20 protein-coding genes are annotated in these 17,874 nt (G+C 44.8%); 7 read left to right on the top strand and 13 right to left on the bottom strand.

Going from position 1 to position 17,874, the window contains the following annotated elements:
• Positions 1-15 precede the first annotated feature (15 nt).
• Positions 16-1,260: an O-antigen ligase family protein gene (locus GFB57_RS05200; protein WP_290366941.1), complete on the top strand. Its 1,245-nt coding sequence runs from the start codon at positions 16-18 to the stop codon at positions 1,258-1,260.
• A 36-nt stretch (positions 1,261-1,296) separates the two neighbouring features.
• On the opposite strand, the gene GFB57_RS05195 is transcribed toward GFB57_RS05200, so the two are convergent.
• Genes GFB57_RS05195 through rfaQ form a run of 7 tightly spaced genes read right to left on the bottom strand, consistent with a single transcriptional unit; the run spans position 1,297 to position 8,285 of the window.
• The gene (locus tag GFB57_RS05195; protein WP_003024120.1) at positions 1,297-2,082 is read right to left on the bottom strand and encodes a glycosyltransferase family 25 protein; all 786 of its coding nucleotides are present in this window, start codon (positions 2,080-2,082) and stop codon (positions 1,297-1,299) included.
• A gap of 26 nt (positions 2,083-2,108) precedes the next feature.
• On the bottom strand, positions 2,109-3,122 hold the full coding sequence (locus GFB57_RS05190; RefSeq protein WP_003024117.1) for a UDP-glucose--(galactosyl) LPS alpha-1,2-glucosyltransferase: 1,014 nt from the start codon (positions 3,120-3,122) through the stop codon (positions 2,109-2,111).
• Between the two features lie 51 nt (positions 3,123-3,173).
• On the bottom strand, positions 3,174-4,190 hold the full coding sequence (gene waaO, locus GFB57_RS05185) for a lipopolysaccharide 3-alpha-galactosyltransferase (protein ID WP_003024113.1): 1,017 nt from the start codon (positions 4,188-4,190) through the stop codon (positions 3,174-3,176).
• A gap of 5 nt (positions 4,191-4,195) precedes the next feature.
• The gene (gene waaB / locus GFB57_RS05180; protein WP_032932753.1) at positions 4,196-5,284 is read right to left on the bottom strand and encodes a lipopolysaccharide 1,6-galactosyltransferase; all 1,089 of its coding nucleotides are present in this window, start codon (positions 5,282-5,284) and stop codon (positions 4,196-4,198) included.
• A 19-nt stretch (positions 5,285-5,303) separates the two neighbouring features.
• Positions 5,304-6,101, bottom strand: a complete 798-nt coding sequence (rfaP, locus tag GFB57_RS05175) for a lipopolysaccharide core heptose(I) kinase RfaP (protein ID WP_003024109.1) — start codon at positions 6,099-6,101, stop codon at positions 5,304-5,306.
• Positions 6,094-7,218, bottom strand: coding sequence for a glycosyltransferase family 4 protein (locus GFB57_RS05170; RefSeq protein WP_003024107.1), 1,125 nt, complete (start codon positions 7,216-7,218; stop codon positions 6,094-6,096). The genes rfaP and GFB57_RS05170 overlap by 8 nt, the downstream gene beginning before the upstream one ends.
• Entirely contained in the window at positions 7,215-8,285 is a 1,071-nt protein-coding gene (rfaQ, locus tag GFB57_RS05165) for a lipopolysaccharide core heptosyltransferase RfaQ (RefSeq protein WP_008321754.1), read from the bottom strand. The genes GFB57_RS05170 and rfaQ overlap by 4 nt, the downstream gene beginning before the upstream one ends.
• Positions 8,286-8,681: 396 nt before the next feature.
• Between rfaQ and waaA the strand changes: the two genes are divergently transcribed.
• Positions 8,682-9,959, top strand: a complete 1,278-nt coding sequence (gene waaA / locus GFB57_RS05160) for a lipid IV(A) 3-deoxy-D-manno-octulosonic acid transferase (protein ID WP_003024103.1) — start codon at positions 8,682-8,684, stop codon at positions 9,957-9,959.
• A gap of 8 nt (positions 9,960-9,967) precedes the next feature.
• Positions 9,968-10,447 (top strand): pantetheine-phosphate adenylyltransferase, encoded by a 480-nt coding sequence (coaD, locus tag GFB57_RS05155; RefSeq protein WP_003024099.1) that lies wholly within the window; start codon positions 9,968-9,970, stop codon positions 10,445-10,447.
• Positions 10,448-10,485: 38 nt separating this feature from the next.
• Here the strand turns inward: coaD and mutM are convergent, their stop codons facing one another.
• The 4 genes from mutM to radC all read right to left on the bottom strand — a co-directional run bounded on the left by mutM (position 10,486) and on the right by radC (position 12,702).
• Complete coding sequence (gene mutM, locus GFB57_RS05150) at positions 10,486-11,295, bottom strand: bifunctional DNA-formamidopyrimidine glycosylase/DNA-(apurinic or apyrimidinic site) lyase (RefSeq protein ID WP_003024097.1); 810 nt, start codon at positions 11,293-11,295, stop codon at positions 10,486-10,488.
• A 98-nt stretch (positions 11,296-11,393) separates the two neighbouring features.
• The gene (gene rpmG, locus GFB57_RS05145; RefSeq protein ID WP_003024094.1) at positions 11,394-11,561 is read right to left on the bottom strand and encodes a 50S ribosomal protein L33; all 168 of its coding nucleotides are present in this window, start codon (positions 11,559-11,561) and stop codon (positions 11,394-11,396) included.
• 20 nt (positions 11,562-11,581) lie between these two features.
• The gene (gene rpmB / locus GFB57_RS05140; RefSeq protein ID WP_003024071.1) at positions 11,582-11,818 is read right to left on the bottom strand and encodes a 50S ribosomal protein L28; all 237 of its coding nucleotides are present in this window, start codon (positions 11,816-11,818) and stop codon (positions 11,582-11,584) included.
• A 218-nt stretch (positions 11,819-12,036) separates the two neighbouring features.
• A complete protein-coding gene (gene radC / locus GFB57_RS05135) occupies positions 12,037-12,702 on the bottom strand; it encodes a DNA repair protein RadC (protein ID WP_003024068.1) in 666 nt (221 codons plus the stop codon).
• Positions 12,703-12,873: 171 nt separating this feature from the next.
• Here radC and coaBC point away from each other — a divergent pair, with 171 nt between their 5' ends.
• From coaBC to slmA, 3 genes are all read left to right on the top strand, one after another.
• A complete protein-coding gene (gene coaBC, locus GFB57_RS05130; RefSeq protein ID WP_003024066.1) occupies positions 12,874-14,094 on the top strand; it encodes a bifunctional phosphopantothenoylcysteine decarboxylase/phosphopantothenate--cysteine ligase CoaBC in 1,221 nt (406 codons plus the stop codon).
• The gene (gene dut / locus GFB57_RS05125; protein WP_006687626.1) at positions 14,072-14,530 is read left to right on the top strand and encodes a dUTP diphosphatase; all 459 of its coding nucleotides are present in this window, start codon (positions 14,072-14,074) and stop codon (positions 14,528-14,530) included. Before coaBC ends, dut begins: the two co-directional genes overlap by 23 nt.
• A gap of 116 nt (positions 14,531-14,646) precedes the next feature.
• Positions 14,647-15,243 (top strand): nucleoid occlusion factor SlmA, encoded by a 597-nt coding sequence (slmA, locus tag GFB57_RS05120; protein ID WP_003024060.1) that lies wholly within the window; start codon positions 14,647-14,649, stop codon positions 15,241-15,243.
• Positions 15,244-15,325: 82 nt separating this feature from the next.
• Here the strand turns inward: slmA and pyrE are convergent, their stop codons facing one another.
• Positions 15,326-15,967: an orotate phosphoribosyltransferase gene (pyrE, locus tag GFB57_RS05115; protein ID WP_003024058.1), complete on the bottom strand. Its 642-nt coding sequence runs from the start codon at positions 15,965-15,967 to the stop codon at positions 15,326-15,328.
• Between the two features lie 65 nt (positions 15,968-16,032).
• Entirely contained in the window at positions 16,033-16,749 is a 717-nt protein-coding gene (gene rph / locus GFB57_RS05110) for a ribonuclease PH (protein WP_003024054.1), read from the bottom strand.
• 125 nt (positions 16,750-16,874) lie between these two features.
• Here rph and GFB57_RS05105 point away from each other — a divergent pair, with 125 nt between their 5' ends.
• A complete protein-coding gene (locus GFB57_RS05105; RefSeq protein ID WP_003024052.1) occupies positions 16,875-17,738 on the top strand; it encodes a YicC/YloC family endoribonuclease in 864 nt (287 codons plus the stop codon).
• The last annotated feature ends 136 nt before the right edge of the window (positions 17,739-17,874 follow it).

The raw sequence follows: 17,874 nt of genomic DNA, 5'->3' as shown, positions 1-17,874 counted from the left end.
TGGATCATCTTTTTTATGATAAATAGAAATAACGCCGATAGCATAATGTATTCAATAACAATGGGATTATGTTTCCTTGCGTTATTGCTTTTACCATTTGAGCAAGGCTTTGCCTTAAAATCGCTAAGAATTGCTGGAGAAATTGCATTACTAGCTATCATAATTTCGCCAAATAAATATTTAAAATCAGAACATAGATATATAGCACTCAGTCTCTTAGCCCTGTCAATTTTGTCATTTTTATGGTTCAGGATATATAAAACACCAGATTCAGAATATGTAGGTGCTTATATGAACTATCGAGACTGGAGTCTGGCAGGGTTATTTACAGCATTTACAATTCCTGTCGTGACCAGTATAAGAGATCGCTCAGAAAAGATAATGAAAAATATTCATCTTTTCATCGCTCTATTAGTTAATCTGATATATATAGTATATGCGTACTATCAATTTTTCATCCTTAATGAAAGCAGAGCAACTTTATCATTGGCGTATGGACCAAATGCAACAGGTGCAGCATATACAATTACTTTTATTTCATTGTATGCATTAATCGCGATATCAACGCTTGTCACAAAATTTAGATTACCACTGCTTATAATTTTTAGCTTTGCAAACTTCATTGCTATTTCTGCAACAGGCACAAGAGCAGGAATTATTATATATCCATTAGTTATTATCTTTATTTTTTGGAATGAGCTAAAAAGACACAGTGTAACAGCAAGAAAAACCAGTATTTTCTCTATTATTGTACTTGCGATGTTCTCCAGTGTATTATTATATAAGCCAATTATTGAAAGGGTGAACAATTTAAAGTCAGACATAGAGCAATACCATGAGAATAACACAGTGACGTCTGTGGGAGCTCGCTTTGCGATGTATAAAACGGGTATCGAATCCTCGTACAATAACTTCACAGGACAATCGCTTGAAGAACGAGGATATAAAATCAAAAAAATTGTCGAAAATAATAAGGAACTATCTGGAGCACTGTTATTTCTTAACATTCACCTTCATAATCAGATAATTGATACACTATCAACCACTGGTTGGTTAGGCGTAATATTGAATATCCTATTCTTAATCTCTATAATTACATTCATACACAAGAAAAACATACCGATGATGTATACTTATGTGGTGGCAATAGTATTATATGGATTAAGTGACATTTTGACATACGCAGTCCCAGTACCACTCGCATGGTTATTAACATTAACATTAATATGCTCACTAGTTAATAACAAAGAAAAAATCTAACAAAAAAAGCCAGAATTATAAAATCCTGGCTTTTTATTATATAAAGCAACCAAGTAACACCCTAAACTTATATCGCCACAATAGCAATTTGGAAATTAAATAGTTTCTTTTTTTTACTTTAGTTTGGTTTTTTTTATTAATACGACTATTTTCCAGATGTGAGTTCAATGAGTTAACCAAGGGATGAGAAACTATATCACAAAAATAAATATCATTCATCACACCATTATCTAATAGAATTTTTCTATCATCGATCAAATAAAAGCCATGGGTGGAGAGTAATAATAAAGCTCGTTGACAGTATTGTCTATCAACAATATAACAGCACGTCCGCGTTACTTTGTGCTTCTTATATGTTGCCTTCCGAAAATTAACAGGTCCAATCTTTGAAACATTAAGTAAACTTAAGCCAAAAAGCTGATGGTCAGAAGTTCCCTGTTGACCACCAAGTACATATGAGCAACCATTCTTAAGTATATCCGTTGATTGAGAAAGTGTGTGTACCACAGCAGCCAACCTGGAATCAAATGAGACATCATCTTCAAGTATAAGAGCCCACTTGAAATTGTTATCTAATATTTTTTGATACACACTGAGATGGCTTAATGTACAAGCCATTTCTGGTTCAGTCATCTCACCATATACTTTCCCTGAGTTAATAGGGACGTTCCTTTTTTTATCTTGAAATAATTCGCTCCGGTAATCAATTGCATCAAAGAATTCATAGCCAATATTTACATTGGCAAGAAGCCTCGAGATATTTTCTCTTCGCTCAACATCATTCTTAAGAGAAATGATAAAAACAGGAAAGTTATTATTCATAGGTATAGTATTCACTGCATTACAGCCTAATTAAAAATCTTAATTTTTTGATATAGAAACAATGAACATAAAGCTTTTATATAACTCCTTTGATATATATAGTGCTTATACTCTTCTTTATATTCAGGTTTCGTCTTTGCCTTCAAATACCTGTCATTTTTCCATGGTGTTAACTCATAAACAGTCCGGAAATAACTTGAAGCGTCATATGCTCCCCATTCATGCCATGGTTTCGTGACACCTGTATAATGAATAAAGACGGTTTTTTCTGTAATGTATTTTTTATAATTACTTTTATCTTTTTTTTCAAACTCAGACTTCAACGGATAAATTGAATTATATATTCTATCGAGATAGACCAACCGCCCGCGGAAAATTATATTTAATGCATCTTGATCAGGATATTTTAAATTATTCCCCTCATTTCTAATTAGAGAAAATATTTGATCTGAGATATTTTTTTCTTTCCACTGCTGCAAGTTAGCAAGAATAACACCTGAATTAAAATATTTACCTTGAAAATCAATATTCAATCGCTGCTGGTTCCGTTTCTGCGTAGATTCAACATCAGGGATAACAGCGGCAAACTTATCGCCTAAATACAACTCCTCTAACTCTGTCAGTTCATTTTTACAAATTACATCAGAATCAAGATAGAGGAGCGCATTCATACTTTGAGATAGATAATCAAATGCCAATAACCGGTAATATATTGACAATGGCCATATTGCACTTACTGGCAATTTACCGAGAATTCTCTCATCAATCGTATAAATATTAATGACGGCATCAAACTGCTCCGAAATTAACTTCAAGCGCCTAGCGTATTCTTCTGATATAGTATTAGTAAAAACATGGAAACAATAATTTCGTTTTCTTTTTTTATTATTTTCGAGAATAGATGCTATGGAAATTGCAGCTCCCATCTGGTAATTAGCATCTGTACCATATGCAATGTTAAAGTAACCATCTTGAACCCGTAATAGATTATTATTAGTAAATGAATACTCTTTCTTAATATATTGTGTTAATACATCCATATTTTCCACCCAAAAGAAATCAAGCAAATCGTTGGATTTGAGACTACCAAATTACTTGATGATTGCTTTTACTTTATAGGCATAGTATTTTCCCCAACAGAGAAATGCTTGAGTAAATTTTTTCTGTTTCAAAAAATGCTTAGCTGCATACCTACTTTGCACTGTATTTTGAGGTTCAAAAAGTTTTGTATTCTGCCACGGTGAAGCATCTTTTGCCTGATAGAAAAAACTTGAGACAGGATAATCTCCCCATGAATGCCAAGGCTTCGTTGGCCCGATATAGTGTACAAGCACAGTTGAATTTCGTACCGGGTTTACAGTAATGTCTTTCAATTCGTAGTTAATACTATATTGAGTATTAAATTTCCTATCTATAAATTTTATTTTACCCGTTAGCAAAATATTCAAAACATCCTGATCAAAATGTGTAATTTTGTTCGTTATTTCTTGATCATTCAACAGTTCAATAGCATTTGAGGATATTCTTTGAGCAGCCCAAACAGGTGGCTGAATTAAAAGAAAACCGGAATTAAAATACCCATCAACTAGACCCGGTGTTGATAAATGCTCTGCCCTCCGTTTCCACCATTTTTCATCGCCCTCAGCAACAACAGCAGCAATATCATCAGGATCAAAGTTGAAGTCAATTAACTCTTGAATGCTTCCTTTACAGACAATATCAGCATCAAGATACAGAATCCTATCAAGTTTATCAGAAAAATAATCAGCAATAATAAACCGAAAATAGATCGCATAAGACCAACTTCTTGTACTAGGGAGTGTTTTTAGCGTATCTCCGTTTATTAAGTATATAAAAATACGAGTTTTGTATTTTTTGGCCAACATTTCAAATTCTTCACGAAAATCCGTTGAAAAATAGTCCGTGAATACATGAAAAGCAAGTTTTTCTTGTGGATTATTAATCAAAATTGAGGCAATAGATACACCACATCCAAATAAGAAATTTTTGTCCAATCCATAACAGACATTAAAACATTCCGTCTCATCATATCCAGAATAATTATAATCTATTTGAGAAAGGATAAATCTATTATCATTTAAGCACATACGATTTACTTCTCACTTTTATGGACTACAGATAAGATGGTCTCATTCATATTTTTATAATATACAGAATCATAAAATTCAAACATTGATTCTTTGATTTCTTTCGCAGATATAGTAAGAGGTTCAGAAATAATTTTATTTAATAGCATAGTAAATTCAGTTAGGTTACCCGGTGAATATAAAAAACCATTTATACCATTCTTTATTATATCTTCAGGACCAGACTCACAATCAGAACTGATGCATGGTATGCCATATGACATAGCCTCTAGCAATGTCATAGGGAATCCTTCAAAGGATGATGTTAGTAATAATGCACTAACATATTTTATCTCATTTTTTACCAGAGCCCAGGGATCCGATTGCCAACCGTGCCAAGTAATATGATTATCAATTTTAAGCTCCTTAGCATAACTCTGGCACTTAATAAAATCTGAACCATCACCGATGACATGAAGCTTCCATTTTCCGTTCGCATTAGAAAGCCCATCAAGTAAATCTTTTATTCGCTTCTGTCCTTCAAATTTCATACGGCCGATATAGAGGAAGGTTGTTACATCTTCTTTACCTGGTGATGGAATTGTTTCTTCTTTCCTAGCGATTGGATTGTAAATGAGACTGACCGAGTCTTCTGGTACACCTCTCGCCATAATCTGCCGTTTAATACCAGAACTGATTGCCAGATGATGATCGGCATAGACTATGTTCTCAGCATACTTCTTATGATCAAGAGAAAAATGTGGCCATGAAAAAAGTTTAAAATTTACCCCTGACTTCAATCTGGCCTTATTTACTAGAAGACAGGATAAAACATCGATACAAATAACAGCATCAGGATTATTTTTTTTAAGCCATTTTTTAAAATCAGAAACTTGTTTCATCCGTCTTAAAAAGGAAATTTTTTGCCTGGAGAGAGAGTATTCGACATTAATTCCACGCAACCAATTTTTATCCATTTTATCATTTCGACAAAAAAAGAAAACACTGCACTCATCAGGCTGTGATTTGGTCTGAAGAGTACTGATGACATTTTTAATTACTGTCTCCATTCCACCGAATCCGGAAACAGCTTCACCGACGAATGTTATTTTCATAAAGTTAGTTTATTATATTTTAAAGAGATTTTCGTTGTGTACGTTCACGAATTTTTTCAGCTTTCATCTCTGTTTGGGTCAGCAATTTTTCTTCCCGAGAAAGAACATTTCTTAGAGATATGCCAAAGTAAGTTTTCATAAACCGGAAAATATCGCGCTGCGTCAAACCAATATTCATTGATGAAAAATAGAGCCCTATCAGGTCTTTATCTCGCCAGCGGCGAGGAACCTTACTGCGAATCTGAGCACGATGCAGGTCAATAATAGAAATCTTTAAATCATCCTCATAACCAGTGAAGGGTAAATGCAGTAGGAAATGACAAATATAGCAATCACGATGGTTAATCCCTCCTGCGTGCATCTTACGGACCATCGTGGCGACACGATTTATAATTATCCGCTTCACTTTGATATCAGGAGGATTCATCGCCCAATCGGCACAATAATCTTCCAGACTAATCGTTGGCGTCAGATCCTCTGTAATAATGAACGACGTTCTGGTCAGAGGATTCAACCCCTTTTCGCCAAAACCAACGCCATGCATCGTATCTACGCCTAAATTACTAAGCCGGTGAATAGCATTCCACTCTCGATCCGCACCTAAAACAGGCATGCGAAAAGAGAGCAGATTTTTCACGATCTCTTTAAGAGAAGTACCCCGATGCCATTTGAGGAAATAGCTTCTTTCAGCTAGTTCAAATCGCAAAGTTCGGCGAGTTTCCAGCTCTCTGAATACTTCACCCTGCAATGTTTTGACTTCCTCAAAAGCATCTTTGCCGCGCCAAAGTGTGGTCAACGGCTCTTTCAACTCAACCATTCAAACCACCTGTAATGAGGTCTGCCGCTTTTTCCGGCAAACTATACAAATCCTGTGTATCCGCATAATGCCGTGCATTTTCTGCCCACGCAGCACGCAATGAAGGTTGCGTCAGCACTTCACATAAAACCTTGTTTAACATGTCCTGCCGGAAGGGCTCTTCAATTACCACACCACAATTTGCATCCTCAATATAGTGCGCATATCCACATACCGACGATGTCAAAACTGGCAACCCCGCAGTAATTGCCTCCAGAAGCACAATACCCGCAGCCTCCTGGTACGCTGGATGCAAGAGCAAATCGGCAGCAGCCATTAATTCTGCGACATCATTCCGCCCAGAGAAAAAATGGACATTAGCCTGAACTCCATGCTTTTCCGCCAACACTCCAAATTTTCGCGGTTTATCCTGCCCAACAATGAACAACAACGTATTATGCCGCAACATTTCGGGCAGGGATGCCAACGCCTCAATAGAACGGTCAACCCCTTTGCGGGTAAAATCAGACCCCACCTGCAGCAATAAATGCTGCTGCTCCGTTATGCCGTTTTTCTGGCGATAAACTTCACGGCTATTTGGGATCTGTTGGCTATATTTTCTGTCCGGATAAATTCCCGGAGGGAGAATATGAAAACGCCCAGCCTCGGTCTGATAATGCTTCTGGAAATCAGCAATCTGTTTGTCAGTTAGCATTAATAGCTGTGTCGGTTTACCCTGCGCAAACGTCGCGCGTTCAAAAGCAGCATAGTGACGATAACGTGACGTTAGACGGTAGAAAAAACCTTTTTCTTGTGCCACTTTCTCGGCATAGCAGACGTCTGCAGCATAGTAAACGTCCAGCCCCGGCATTTTATTAAACCCCACAACGCGATCGACAGGATGTTCACGTAAGTGCACTTGTACCCATGAATAATACTCAGCATTACGACCATGATTCGTTCGCGATTTAACCGGAACCCGAATCAATTCAAAAACATCAGGGCATTCCCCTTCCCAAAACTGAGTGTAGATCCGAACGTGGTGTCCGCGGGCGGCAACAGTTTGAGCAATTCGCATAAAATCCCGCTGCAAGCCACCAAACGGGAAATATTTATATAAACAGAAAGCGACGATCATAGCGGTACATCTCGGATGTCGGTTTGCACATTTTGCGGTAACATTTTTTCCGTAGCAGCAATCACATCTTCGGCGGGAATAACGGAAAGATATCTGTTATTCCGATCGAGCTCGTTTCTCTGTGGCATAGGTTGATAATTGCCTGCCCAAAACTGAATAATATCGTCAGTCCAGGGACGCCAGAAAATATGATCAGTGGCACCAAACAGGCAAATCACTGGCGTTTTTACCGCTGCAGCAATATGACCAGGCGCAGAATCGACGCCAATGAAGAGATCCGCATGGTCAATCAATGCTCCCAACTCGGGGAAAGTGGTTTTGCCAGCAAGTTCCGTAACGGGCCGGGTTTCGCATGCCTGTGCAATTTCTTCCACACAAGCCAGGTCATCTGCCGAAGGGCCTGACGTCAGAATAACCTTGTATCCACGACGATGTAGTGCATCAATTACACGAGAAAATTTGTCGTTATCCCAGCATTTAAATTGCTGTCTTGCGGTTGGCTGAATAACCACATAGCGCCCTTTAATTCCCAAGGTATCCAAATTTTTATGAATTTTCTGCCAGTGCTCGGGAGCATAGCTCATAGTAGTATCTTGATAAAAATCAGTGATACCTAAAGGCTCCAGCACAGATAAATTACGCTCAACAATATGAGCACCATGAATAGGTGCTAATTGTGTGAAACTATTTTTCCAAAAACCATGCTGTCGGTGGCCATAAAGCTGTGAGATTTTCACACGAGCAGAAAGACAACGAACAATGACTGCAACCATCCACTGATCGGTGAGATTGACGACAAGATCATACTGGTTGGCGCGCAAAGTTTTGATCAGCGAAAGGGCATTTTTAATCTTATCTGTGGTTTTTACCCCCTTATTACTGATCCCATAAAGTGCATTAATTTCAGGGTTTTCAGATAAAATTGGGATCGTATCCTGGTAAAGCAGCACATCGATTTTAGCGTCAGGATAATTCTGCTTTAGCGTACTAATAACAGGAGTTGTTAACAACATATCTCCGTGAAAACGCATTTTTATGACCAGGATTTTTCGAAATTGCTTTTCCACAAGCGACTCTTTTGTTGTGATTGTCTGGTTAAGTTAAGCAGAAAAAAGCACGCTACCGCCCCAGGCTCAACAGCTACCTGATTACTGATATCGCACTGATTTTTACGTGCTAGTGTATCACTTCTTTTGCCATGTTCCGACTCGAATAATCTTTGCACAAATAATGTTCTTTATTCTTTTAAATCAATATGTTGATATGTTACATGTTTTTGAGTTTTAGCACTATATCTCGACTAAACCTGAAAATTTCAACAGAAAACGTAAAGATGCAAAAGATGTTGTTCCCATTGGCAGTTCCCACAAAGGGCGCTATTTAATTTAAAAATAGGAAAAGTATTGGTAAAGCCACAGCTAAATACATAGAATCCCCAGCACATTCATAAGTCAGCTACCATTATGCTCGAATTGCTTTACACCGCCCTTTTCTACCTTATTCAGCCTTTGATCTGGATACGGCTTTGGGTGCGCGGACGTAAGGCTCCGGCCTACCGTAAACGCTGGGGCGAACGCTACGGCTTTTATCGCCACCCGCTAAAACCCGGCGGGATCATGCTTCATTCGGTTTCTGTGGGCGAAACACTGGCTGCAATCCCATTAGTTCGCGCTCTGCGTCACCGTTATCCCGACTTGCCGATCACGGTCACCACTATGACGCCAACCGGTTCCGAGCGCGTACAATCTGCTTTTGGCACTGACGTTCAGCATATTTATCTGCCTTACGATTTACCGGATGCCCTGAACCGTTTTCTGAATAAAGTTGACCCCAAACTGGTGTTAATTATGGAAACCGAGCTGTGGCCAAATCTGATCGCGGCACTCCATAAGCGTCACATTCCTCTGGTTATTGCCAACGCACGTCTTTCTGCTCGTTCAGCCGCTGGCTATGCGAAATTAGGTAAATTTGTTGGCAGACTACTGCGTCGAATTACGTTAATTGCCGCACAAAACGAAGAAGATGGCGCACGTTTTATTACACTTGGTGCCAGAAGCAATCAGGTCACCGTTACTGGCAGCCTGAAGTTTGATATATCCGTCACGCCACAACTGGCCGCAAAAGCGGTGACATTACGTCGTCAATGGGCTCCTCACCGTCCGGTATGGATTGCAACCAGCACCCACGACGGCGAAGAAAGCATCATCATTGCCGCCCATCAGGCGTTATTAAATCAGTTCCCGAATCTTTTGCTAATTCTGGTTCCCAGACATCCTGAACGGTTCCCGGATGCAATTAACCTCGTACGCCAGGCTGGGCTAAGTTATACCACTCGTTCTTCGGGTGAAGTTCCGTCCTCAGGCACTCAGGTTGTGATCGGCGATACCATGGGTGAGCTGATGTTGCTGTATGGCATTGCCGACCTTGCTTTTGTCGGCGGTTCACTGGTTGAACGTGGTGGACACAATCCACTGGAAGCCGCGGCACATGCTATTCCAGTGCTGATGGGACCACATACGTTTAATTTTAAAGACATTTGCGCCCGCCTCGAACAGGCAAGCGGATTGATCACCGTCACCGACGCACCTACGCTGGTAAAAGAAGTATCTTCTTTACTGACCGATGCAGATTATCGTAATTTTTATGGCCGTCACGCAGTTGAAGTTCTGTATCAAAATCAGGGCGCGTTACAGCGTCTGCTGCAGCTGCTGGAACCTTATCTGCCACCCAAAACGCATTGAGGCAAGTCATGCAAAAACGGGCGATTTATCCAGGAACCTTTGATCCCATAACTAACGGCCATCTTGATATCGTGACGCGTGCGACCAGCATGTTCGATCACGTGATCCTGGCGATTGCCGCAAGTCCCAGTAAAAAACCGATGTTTACCCTTGAAGAGCGCGTCGAGCTGGCGCAACAGGCAACGGCGCATCTAGGCAATGTGGAAGTTCTGGGATTCAGCGACTTAATGGCAAATTTTGCCCGTGATAATCAGGCTAACATTCTGATCCGAGGCCTACGCGCGGTAGCAGATTTTGAGTATGAAATGCAGCTGGCGCACATGAACCGCCACCTAATGCCGCAACTGGAAAGCGTCTTTCTGATGCCGTCTAAAGAGTGGTCATTTATCTCATCGTCACTGGTGAAAGAAGTCGCCCGCCATCAGGGTGATGTGACGCACTTTCTGCCGGAAAACGTCCATCAGGCGTTAATGAGTAAGTTGAAGTAATGTGCCTGGCCGGATGCTGCATCCGGCCAGCAATGACACTATTTCTGACAGCGACGGCAATAGAACGTTGTACGCTGAGCGTGTTTTGTCGCAACAATCGGTGCGCCACATGCGCGGCAAGGTTCACCTTCTCTCCCATAGACCTGCAGCTCCTGGGCAAAATAGCCCGGCTTACCGTCACTTTGCAGAAAATCCTTCAGCGTCGTCCCGCCCTGCTCGATAGAACGCAGCAAAACCGCCTTGATAACGCGTACCAGCAGTTCGCACTCATCCTGCGACAGCGATGATGCCAGACGGTCAGGATGGATACCAGCCGCAAACAGCGACTCGCTGGCATAGATGTTTCCCACCCCTACCACCAGCTTGTTATCCATCAGCCAGGGTTTAATCGCCGTTTTCTTCTTTGCACATTTCTGCTGTAGATAACCGGCGTTGAAATCGTCACTCAGCGGCTCAGGGCCAAGATGGGCGAGGACATTATGTCCATCCAGCTCTTTAGTCCACAGCCAGGCACCAAAGCGACGGGGATCGGTATAACGCAGAACTTTGCCATTGCTCATCACTAAGTCAACGTGGTCGTGCTTATCTGCCGGAAGCTCTTCAGGAAGGATACGCAAACTACCCGACATCCCCAGATGAATGATTACCCAGCCATCCGGCAGCTCCAGAAGCAGGTATTTTGCGCGCCGCTGTACGCTCAGGACAGGTTTATCGCTCAGGCGATAGATTTCCTCTGATACCGGCCAACGCAAACGACCGTTACGCACAGTCGCGTGCATAATCGTTGCCCCTACCAGATGCGGCTCAATCCCACGGCGACTGGTTTCGACTTCAGGTAATTCAGGCATAGTATCTCCGGCGGTGTATCAGGTCTCATTAATATGGGGACGGCCAGAAAACAAAAAACCCCGCCGAGGCGAGGTTTTTTGCTACATCGAAACTAAAATTATTTGATTTTAGCTTCTTTGTACAGTACGTGCTGGCGTACAACTGGATCGAATTTTTTCAGTTCCAGTTTTTCCGGCTTAGTACGTTTGTTCTTCGTAGTGGTATAGAAATGACCAGTACCAGCAGAAGAAACCAGCTTGATTTTCTCACGAATACCTTTAGCCATGATTTATTTCCTCTTAGTACTTAGTACTTTTCGCCACGGGCACGCAGTTCAGACAGAACTGTTTCGATGCCTTTCTTATCAATTACACGCATACCTTTAGCAGATACACGCAGGGTGACAAAACGCTTCTCGCTCTCAACCCAGAAACGGTGAGAGTGCAGGTTCGGCAGGAAACGGCGTTTAGTCGCGTTCAGTGCGTGGGAACGGTTGTTACCGGTCACCGGACGCTTGCCAGTAACTTGGCAGACTCGGGACATGTCTATTCTCCAAAAATCAAATTAGCTCGAGCTTCGTATGGGGTATCGGCGCCTCGTCAGGCTTTACAGCCCGGTCATCGCATAGTTCTAAGTGAACTCTCGATTGCCAGGCCCAAATGCCAAACCCGAGATTCTCAAAGGTGGCGTAGTATACGCTGACCCGGCGTTATGCTCAAGTCCCGAACAGACAAAGATCCCGATGGATCGCGTAAAGTGCGTTAAATCCAACCGCGTTCCGCAAAAGAAACGTACTCTCCGCGCCCAATGACCAGATGATCAAGCACCCGGATATCCATGAACTGACAGCATTTCACAACACGCTCGGTGATGAGTTTATCTGCTTTACTCGGCTCTGCACACCCCGAAGGGTGATTATGCGCAAGGATCACGGCGGAAGCATTCATTTTTATCGCTTCGCGGACAATTTCTCGCGGATGTACCTCGACGTGGCTTAGTGTCCCGGAAAAAAGTTTGCTGTGTTTAATCACTTGATGTTGAGAATCCATAAAGATCACCAGAAAGATCTCGCGTTCCTCTTGCGAGAGCTGGCTTTGCAGAAATTCACGCGCCATTTCCGGGCTAAGTAGAGCACGCTCCTCTATCACTCGCACGTTGTAGTAGCGTCTTGCCAGCTCCGCAATACCCTTCAACTGTGCATACTTCGCGATACCGATTCCCGGAACATAGCTAAAATCCATGTAATCAGCAGACAACAAACCATACAACGACTCAAAATGCTGAAGCATCTCTTTCGCCAGCGTAAGCACATCTTTACCCTGAATGCCGGTACGTAAAAAAAGCGCCAGTAACTCAACATAGGTCAGCGAACTGGCCCCCTGTGCCAACAGCTTTTCCCTGGGCATCATACTTCCTGTATTGTCCATACTTTTCCCTCCTTTCGCGTCCGCATAGTGGCATAACACCGACGGTGAATCGACGCGCTGTTTTCACTTCTTCGTAGTGCCTCGCAAAGTAGAAGGCGGTCAAAAGCACGACAAATTGCGGATTGTGATAAAATATCCGCCTTCTGGTGAAACCCAACAGGAAAGATCATGATGAGCCTGGCCGGTAAAAAAATCGTACTTGGCGTCAGTGGCGGTATTGCTGCGTACAAAACCCCTGAGCTGGTGCGTCGTTTACGGGAACGCGGCGCTGACGTCCGCGTGGCGATGACCGAAGCGGCAAAAGCATTTATTACTCCCCTGAGTTTACAGGCAGTTTCAGGTTATCCCGTTTCCGACAGCCTGCTTGATCCCGCAGCCGAAGCTGCGATGGGCCACATTGAGCTGGGAAAATGGGCCGATTTGGTCATCCTGGCGCCCGCTACAGCAGACCTGATTGCTCGTGTCGCCGCAGGTATGGCCAACGACCTGGTGTCAACGATTTGTCTGGCAACGCCTGCTTCTGTTGCTGTACTGCCAGCCATGAACCAGCAGATGTATCGCGCAGCCGCGACCCAGCACAATCTGGGTATTCTTGCCTCACGCGGTTTGCTCATTTGGGGCCCGGACAGCGGTAGCCAGGCATGTGGCGATGTCGGTCCTGGACGTATGCTGGATCCGTTAACGATTGTGGATATGGCGGCAGAACATTTTTCGCCTGTCAACGATCTGCAACATCTCAACATCATGATTACGGCGGGCCCGACGCGTGAACCGCTTGATCCCGTGCGTTATATTTCCAACCATAGCTCCGGGAAGATGGGATTTGCTATCGCGGCCGCTGCAGCAAAGCGCGGGGCAAACGTCACACTGGTGTCGGGTCCGGTTTCGTTATCCACACCACCATTTGTTCAGCGGGTTGATGTGATGACCGCGTTGGAAATGGAAGCCGCTGTGCAGTCTGCAGTGCAACAACAGCATATTTTTATCGGCTGCGCTGCAGTCGCTGATTATCGCGCTGAAACTGTCGCCCACGAAAAAATAAAAAAACAAGCGACGCAGGGTGATGAATTAACTGTAAAAATGGTCAAAAACCCGGACATTATCGCCGGTGTTGCCGCACTGGATGCTAACCGTCCTTTTGTCGTTGGGTTTGCCGCCGAAACAAATAATGTGGAAGAATATGCCCGGCAAAAACGCATCCGCAAAAACCTTGATGTGATCTGTGCGAACGACGTTTCGCTGTCAACTCAAGGGTTTAACAGCGATAGCAACGCATTACACCTTTTTTGGCAGGATGGAGACAAAGTCTTACCGCTTGAGCGTAAAGAACTCCTGGGCCAATTATTACTCGACGAGATCGTGACCCGTTATGATGAAAAAAATCGACGTTAAGATTCTGGACCCGCGCGTAGGGCAACAATTTCCGCTCCCGACGTACGCCACTTCTGGTTCTGCCGGACTTGACCTGCGTGCTTGTCTTGATGACGCCGTAGAACTGGCACCGGGCGCAACAACGCTGGTGCCAACCGGGTTAGCTATCCACATTGCCGATCCTTCTCTGGCAGCGGTGATGCTCCCGCGCTCCGGATTGGGCCATAAGCACGGTATCGTGCTGGGCAATCTGGTTGGTTTGATTGATTCCGACTACCAGGGCCAACTGATGGTGTCCATCTGGAACCGTGGTCAGGACAGCTTCACTATTGAGCCGGGCGAACGTATCGCGCAGATGGTATTTGTACCAGTCGTGCAGGCTGAATTTAATCTGGTGGAAGAGTTTGAAGCCACCGATCGTGGCGAAGGTGGCTTCGGCCATTCCGGGCGCAAGTAACCCGCAGAAAAGTATCCCATAGCGTAATAACGCAATAACACACCGCAAACAACAGTTTGCGGTCGCTGTGTGGATGCCTGCCTGGCAAGAGCTTATTTTCAGGGGTATTTTGTAACATGGTAGAAAAGCAAACTGCGAAAAGGAATCGTCGCGAAGAAATACTTCAGTCTCTGGCACTGATGCTTGAGTCCAGCGATGGTAGCCAACGCATCACCACAGCAAAGCTGGCAGCCTCAGTTGGCGTATCCGAAGCGGCATTGTATCGCCATTTCCCCAGCAAGACCCGTATGTTCGATAGCCTGATTGAGTTTATCGAAGATAGTCTGATTACGCGCATCAATCTGATTTTGAAAGATGAAAAAGACACCAGCGCGCGTCTGCGTCTGATCGTTCTGCTGATTTTAGGGTTTGGTGAGCGTAATCCGGGCCTGACGCGAATTCTGACCGGACACGCGTTGATGTTCGAGCAAGACCGTCTGCAAGGTCGCATTAACCAACTTTTTGAGCGCATTGAAGCGCAGTTGCGCCAGGTTCTGCGAGAAAAAAGAATGCGTGAAGGTGAAGGCTACACCGTGGATGAAACGCTGCTGGCCAGCCAGTTACTGGCTTTCTGCGAAGGTATGCTATCCCGGTTTGTACGTAGCGAATTTAAATACCGCCCAACGGATGATTTTGACACCCGCTGGCCGTTGGTTGCCGCTCAATTGCAGTAGCGGTTTCGTCTTGTCCGGCCTACGTAAACCGTAGGCCCGGTAAGTGCGTAGGCCGGATCAGTGCAGCGCTATCCGGCTGTCCTTATACACCGTATGCTTCGCGATAGGCTCGTACTGCCGCCAGGTGCTCCGCCATCTCCGGTTTCTCTTCCAGATACGCAATCAGGTCTTTCAGGGTGATAATAGAGATCACTTTGCAACCGTAATCACGTTCCACTTCCTGAATAGCGGAAATCTCGCCGCGACCGCGTTCCTGACGATCGAGAGAAATCAGTACCCCCGCCAGAGTGGCGCCATTCGCCTGGATAATTTCCATCGACTCACGAATCGCCGTACCTGCGGTGATAACATCATCCACCAGCATCACGCGCCCCTCAAGTGCACTACCGACCAGATTGCCACCTTCACCGTGGGTCTTCGCCTCTTTACGGTTAAAGCAGTACGGCAAATCTTTATCGTGGTGTTCAGCCAGCGCAACGGCCGTTGTAGTCGCAATCGGAATACCTTTGTACGCTGGGCCAAACAGCAAATCGAACTCAATACCGGAATCCACCAGCGCTTCGGCGTAAAAACGGCCTAACAGAGCCAGGTCGCGCCCGGTATTAAACAGTCCGGCGTTGAAGAAATAGGGGCTTTTACGCCCGGATTTCAGCGTAAACTCGCCAAACTTTAGTACCTGCTTGCTAAGCGCAAACTCAATAAACTGGCGCTGATACGGTTTCATGGATTCGCTCCTCATCTCACTTTATTACAGACAAAAAAAAGGCGACTCATCAGTCGCCTTTAAAATCAATTTTCTAACGCCGCCTTCTGCGTCGCTACAATGGATTCGATTCCCCCTCGGGCCAACGCCAGTAGGGTGAGAAGTTCTTCATGGCTGAATGGCTCACCTTCCGCCGTGCCCTGAACCTCTATAATGCGACCGTCTTCAGTCATCACTACGTTCATGTCGGTTTCTGCAGCAGAGTCTTCAACGTACTCAAGGTCACAGAGTGCTTCACCGTTCACAATGCCCACGGAAACCGCGGCGACCATCCCTTTCATCGGGTTAGTTTTCAGTTTACCGCTCGCGACCAGCTTGTTAAGCGCATCCGCCAACGCAACGCATGCGCCGGTAATTGATGCGGTGCGCGTCCCACCATCGGCCTGGATAACATCGCAGTCCAGCGTAATGGTGAACTCACCGAGCGTCTTCAGATCAACAGCGGCGCGCAACGCGCGAGCGATCAGACGCTGGATTTCCATGGTACGACCGCCCTGCTTACCTTTCGCCGCTTCACGGGCGTTACGGGTGTGTGTGGCGCGTGGCAGCATGCCGTATTCTGCGGTGATCCAACCCTGGCCCTGACCTTTCAGAAAACGCGGTACGCCTTCATCAATAGAAGCGGTACATAGCACTTTGGTATCACCAAATTCGACCAGCACGGAGCCTTCAGCGTGTTTTGTATAATTACGGGTCAGGGTGACGGGACGCACCTGATTGGCACTACGACCTGCTGGACGCATGATAAAATCTCCGGCTTGAAACGAATGTGGCTGCGCATTATACGGACTTCCGACTGTTATTCCTATCCTGACAAGACGTGGATGGCTATAATCCTCCCATCTCATCTTTAAAAACAGGAACGTCTATGATCCGCAGCATGACCGCTTACGCCCGGCGTGAAATCAAGGGTGAATGGGGTAGCGCTACCTGGGAAATGCGCTCGGTAAACCAGCGTTATCTGGAAACTTATTTTCGCCTGCCGGAGCAGTTCCGTAGTCTCGAACCCGTAGTTCGCGAACGTATCCGCACGCGTCTGACGCGCGGTAAAGTCGAATGTACGCTGCGTTTTGAGCCTGATGCCAGTGCACAAGGCGAGCTGATTCTGAATGAAAAACTCGCTAAACAGCTCGTTAGCGCTGCTAACTGGGTCAAAATGCAGAGTGATGAAGGTGAAATTAACCCGGTTGATATCCTGCGTTGGCCAGGCGTAATGGCAGCCCAGGAGCAAGATCTGGACGCCATTGCCGCCGAAATCCTCGCCGCGCTTGACGGTACGCTGGATGACTTTATCGTTGCGCGTGAAACCGAAGGTCAGGCACTGAAGGCGTTGATCGAGCAGCGTCTGGAAGGCGTCAGCGCTGAAGTCACAAAAGTGCGCGCACATATGCCGGAAATCCTGCAATGGCAGCGCGAGCGTCTGGTAGCCAAACTGGAAGATGCTCAGGTGCAGCTGGAAAATAACCGCCTTGAGCAAGAACTGGTGCTGATGGCACAGCGTATCGACGTGGCTGAAGAACTGGATCGCCTGGAAGCTCACGTCAAAGAAACCTACAACATTCTGAAGAAAAAAGAGGCGGTTGGCCGTCGTCTGGACTTCATGATGCAGGAATTCAACCGTGAGTCGAATACTCTGGCATCGAAGTCTATCAATGCCGAAGTGACTAACTCCGCAATTGAACTGAAGGTATTGATCGAGCAAATGCGCGAGCAAATTCAGAATATCGAGTAAGTCACCATCTCACGTAGCCCGTCAATAAACGGCGGCGCTACGTGCTTTTCCCGACGCTATCAGTTCTCATCTATGCGACAAGAATTATATTTTCTCATCATTTATTGTCACCACTCATATCACAAAGCGCATGCCA

Source organism: Citrobacter sp. S39 (assembly GCF_009495675.1).
In the GTDB taxonomy this organism is placed as follows: Bacteria; Pseudomonadota; Gammaproteobacteria; order Enterobacterales; family Enterobacteriaceae; genus Citrobacter; species Citrobacter freundii.
The sequence above is the reverse complement of the archived record's forward strand: the minus strand, read 5'-3'. Positions and strand labels throughout refer to the sequence as shown.

Excerpts from the sequence above, each read along its gene's own strand:
- GFB57_RS05200 (WP_290366941.1), top strand. The coding sequence starts at position 16 with ATGATAAATAGAAATAACGCCGATAGCATAATGTATTCAATAACAATG.
- GFB57_RS05195 (WP_003024120.1), bottom strand. The coding sequence starts at position 2,082 with ATGAATAATAACTTTCCTGTTTTTATCATTTCTCTTAAGAATGATGTT.
- GFB57_RS05190 (WP_003024117.1), bottom strand. The coding sequence starts at position 3,122 with ATGGATGTATTAACACAATATATTAAGAAAGAGTATTCATTTACTAAT.
- waaO (WP_003024113.1), bottom strand. The coding sequence starts at position 4,190 with ATGTGCTTAAATGATAATAGATTTATCCTTTCTCAAATAGATTATAAT.
- waaB (WP_032932753.1), bottom strand. The coding sequence starts at position 5,284 with ATGAAAATAACATTCGTCGGTGAAGCTGTTTCCGGATTCGGTGGAATG.
- rfaP (WP_003024109.1), bottom strand. The coding sequence starts at position 6,101 with ATGGTTGAGTTGAAAGAGCCGTTGACCACACTTTGGCGCGGCAAAGAT.
- GFB57_RS05170 (WP_003024107.1), bottom strand. The coding sequence starts at position 7,218 with ATGATCGTCGCTTTCTGTTTATATAAATATTTCCCGTTTGGTGGCTTG.
- waaA (WP_003024103.1), top strand. The coding sequence starts at position 8,682 with ATGCTCGAATTGCTTTACACCGCCCTTTTCTACCTTATTCAGCCTTTG.
- coaD (WP_003024099.1), top strand. The coding sequence starts at position 9,968 with ATGCAAAAACGGGCGATTTATCCAGGAACCTTTGATCCCATAACTAAC.
- mutM (WP_003024097.1), bottom strand. The coding sequence starts at position 11,295 with ATGCCTGAATTACCTGAAGTCGAAACCAGTCGCCGTGGGATTGAGCCG.
- rpmG (WP_003024094.1), bottom strand. The coding sequence starts at position 11,561 with ATGGCTAAAGGTATTCGTGAGAAAATCAAGCTGGTTTCTTCTGCTGGT.
- rpmB (WP_003024071.1), bottom strand. The coding sequence starts at position 11,818 with ATGTCCCGAGTCTGCCAAGTTACTGGCAAGCGTCCGGTGACCGGTAAC.
- radC (WP_003024068.1), bottom strand. The coding sequence starts at position 12,702 with ATGGACAATACAGGAAGTATGATGCCCAGGGAAAAGCTGTTGGCACAG.
- coaBC (WP_003024066.1), top strand. The coding sequence starts at position 12,874 with ATGAGCCTGGCCGGTAAAAAAATCGTACTTGGCGTCAGTGGCGGTATT.
- dut (WP_006687626.1), top strand. The coding sequence starts at position 14,072 with ATGATGAAAAAAATCGACGTTAAGATTCTGGACCCGCGCGTAGGGCAA.
- slmA (WP_003024060.1), top strand. The coding sequence starts at position 14,647 with ATGGTAGAAAAGCAAACTGCGAAAAGGAATCGTCGCGAAGAAATACTT.
- pyrE (WP_003024058.1), bottom strand. The coding sequence starts at position 15,967 with ATGAAACCGTATCAGCGCCAGTTTATTGAGTTTGCGCTTAGCAAGCAG.
- rph (WP_003024054.1), bottom strand. The coding sequence starts at position 16,749 with ATGCGTCCAGCAGGTCGTAGTGCCAATCAGGTGCGTCCCGTCACCCTG.
- GFB57_RS05105 (WP_003024052.1), top strand. The coding sequence starts at position 16,875 with ATGATCCGCAGCATGACCGCTTACGCCCGGCGTGAAATCAAGGGTGAA.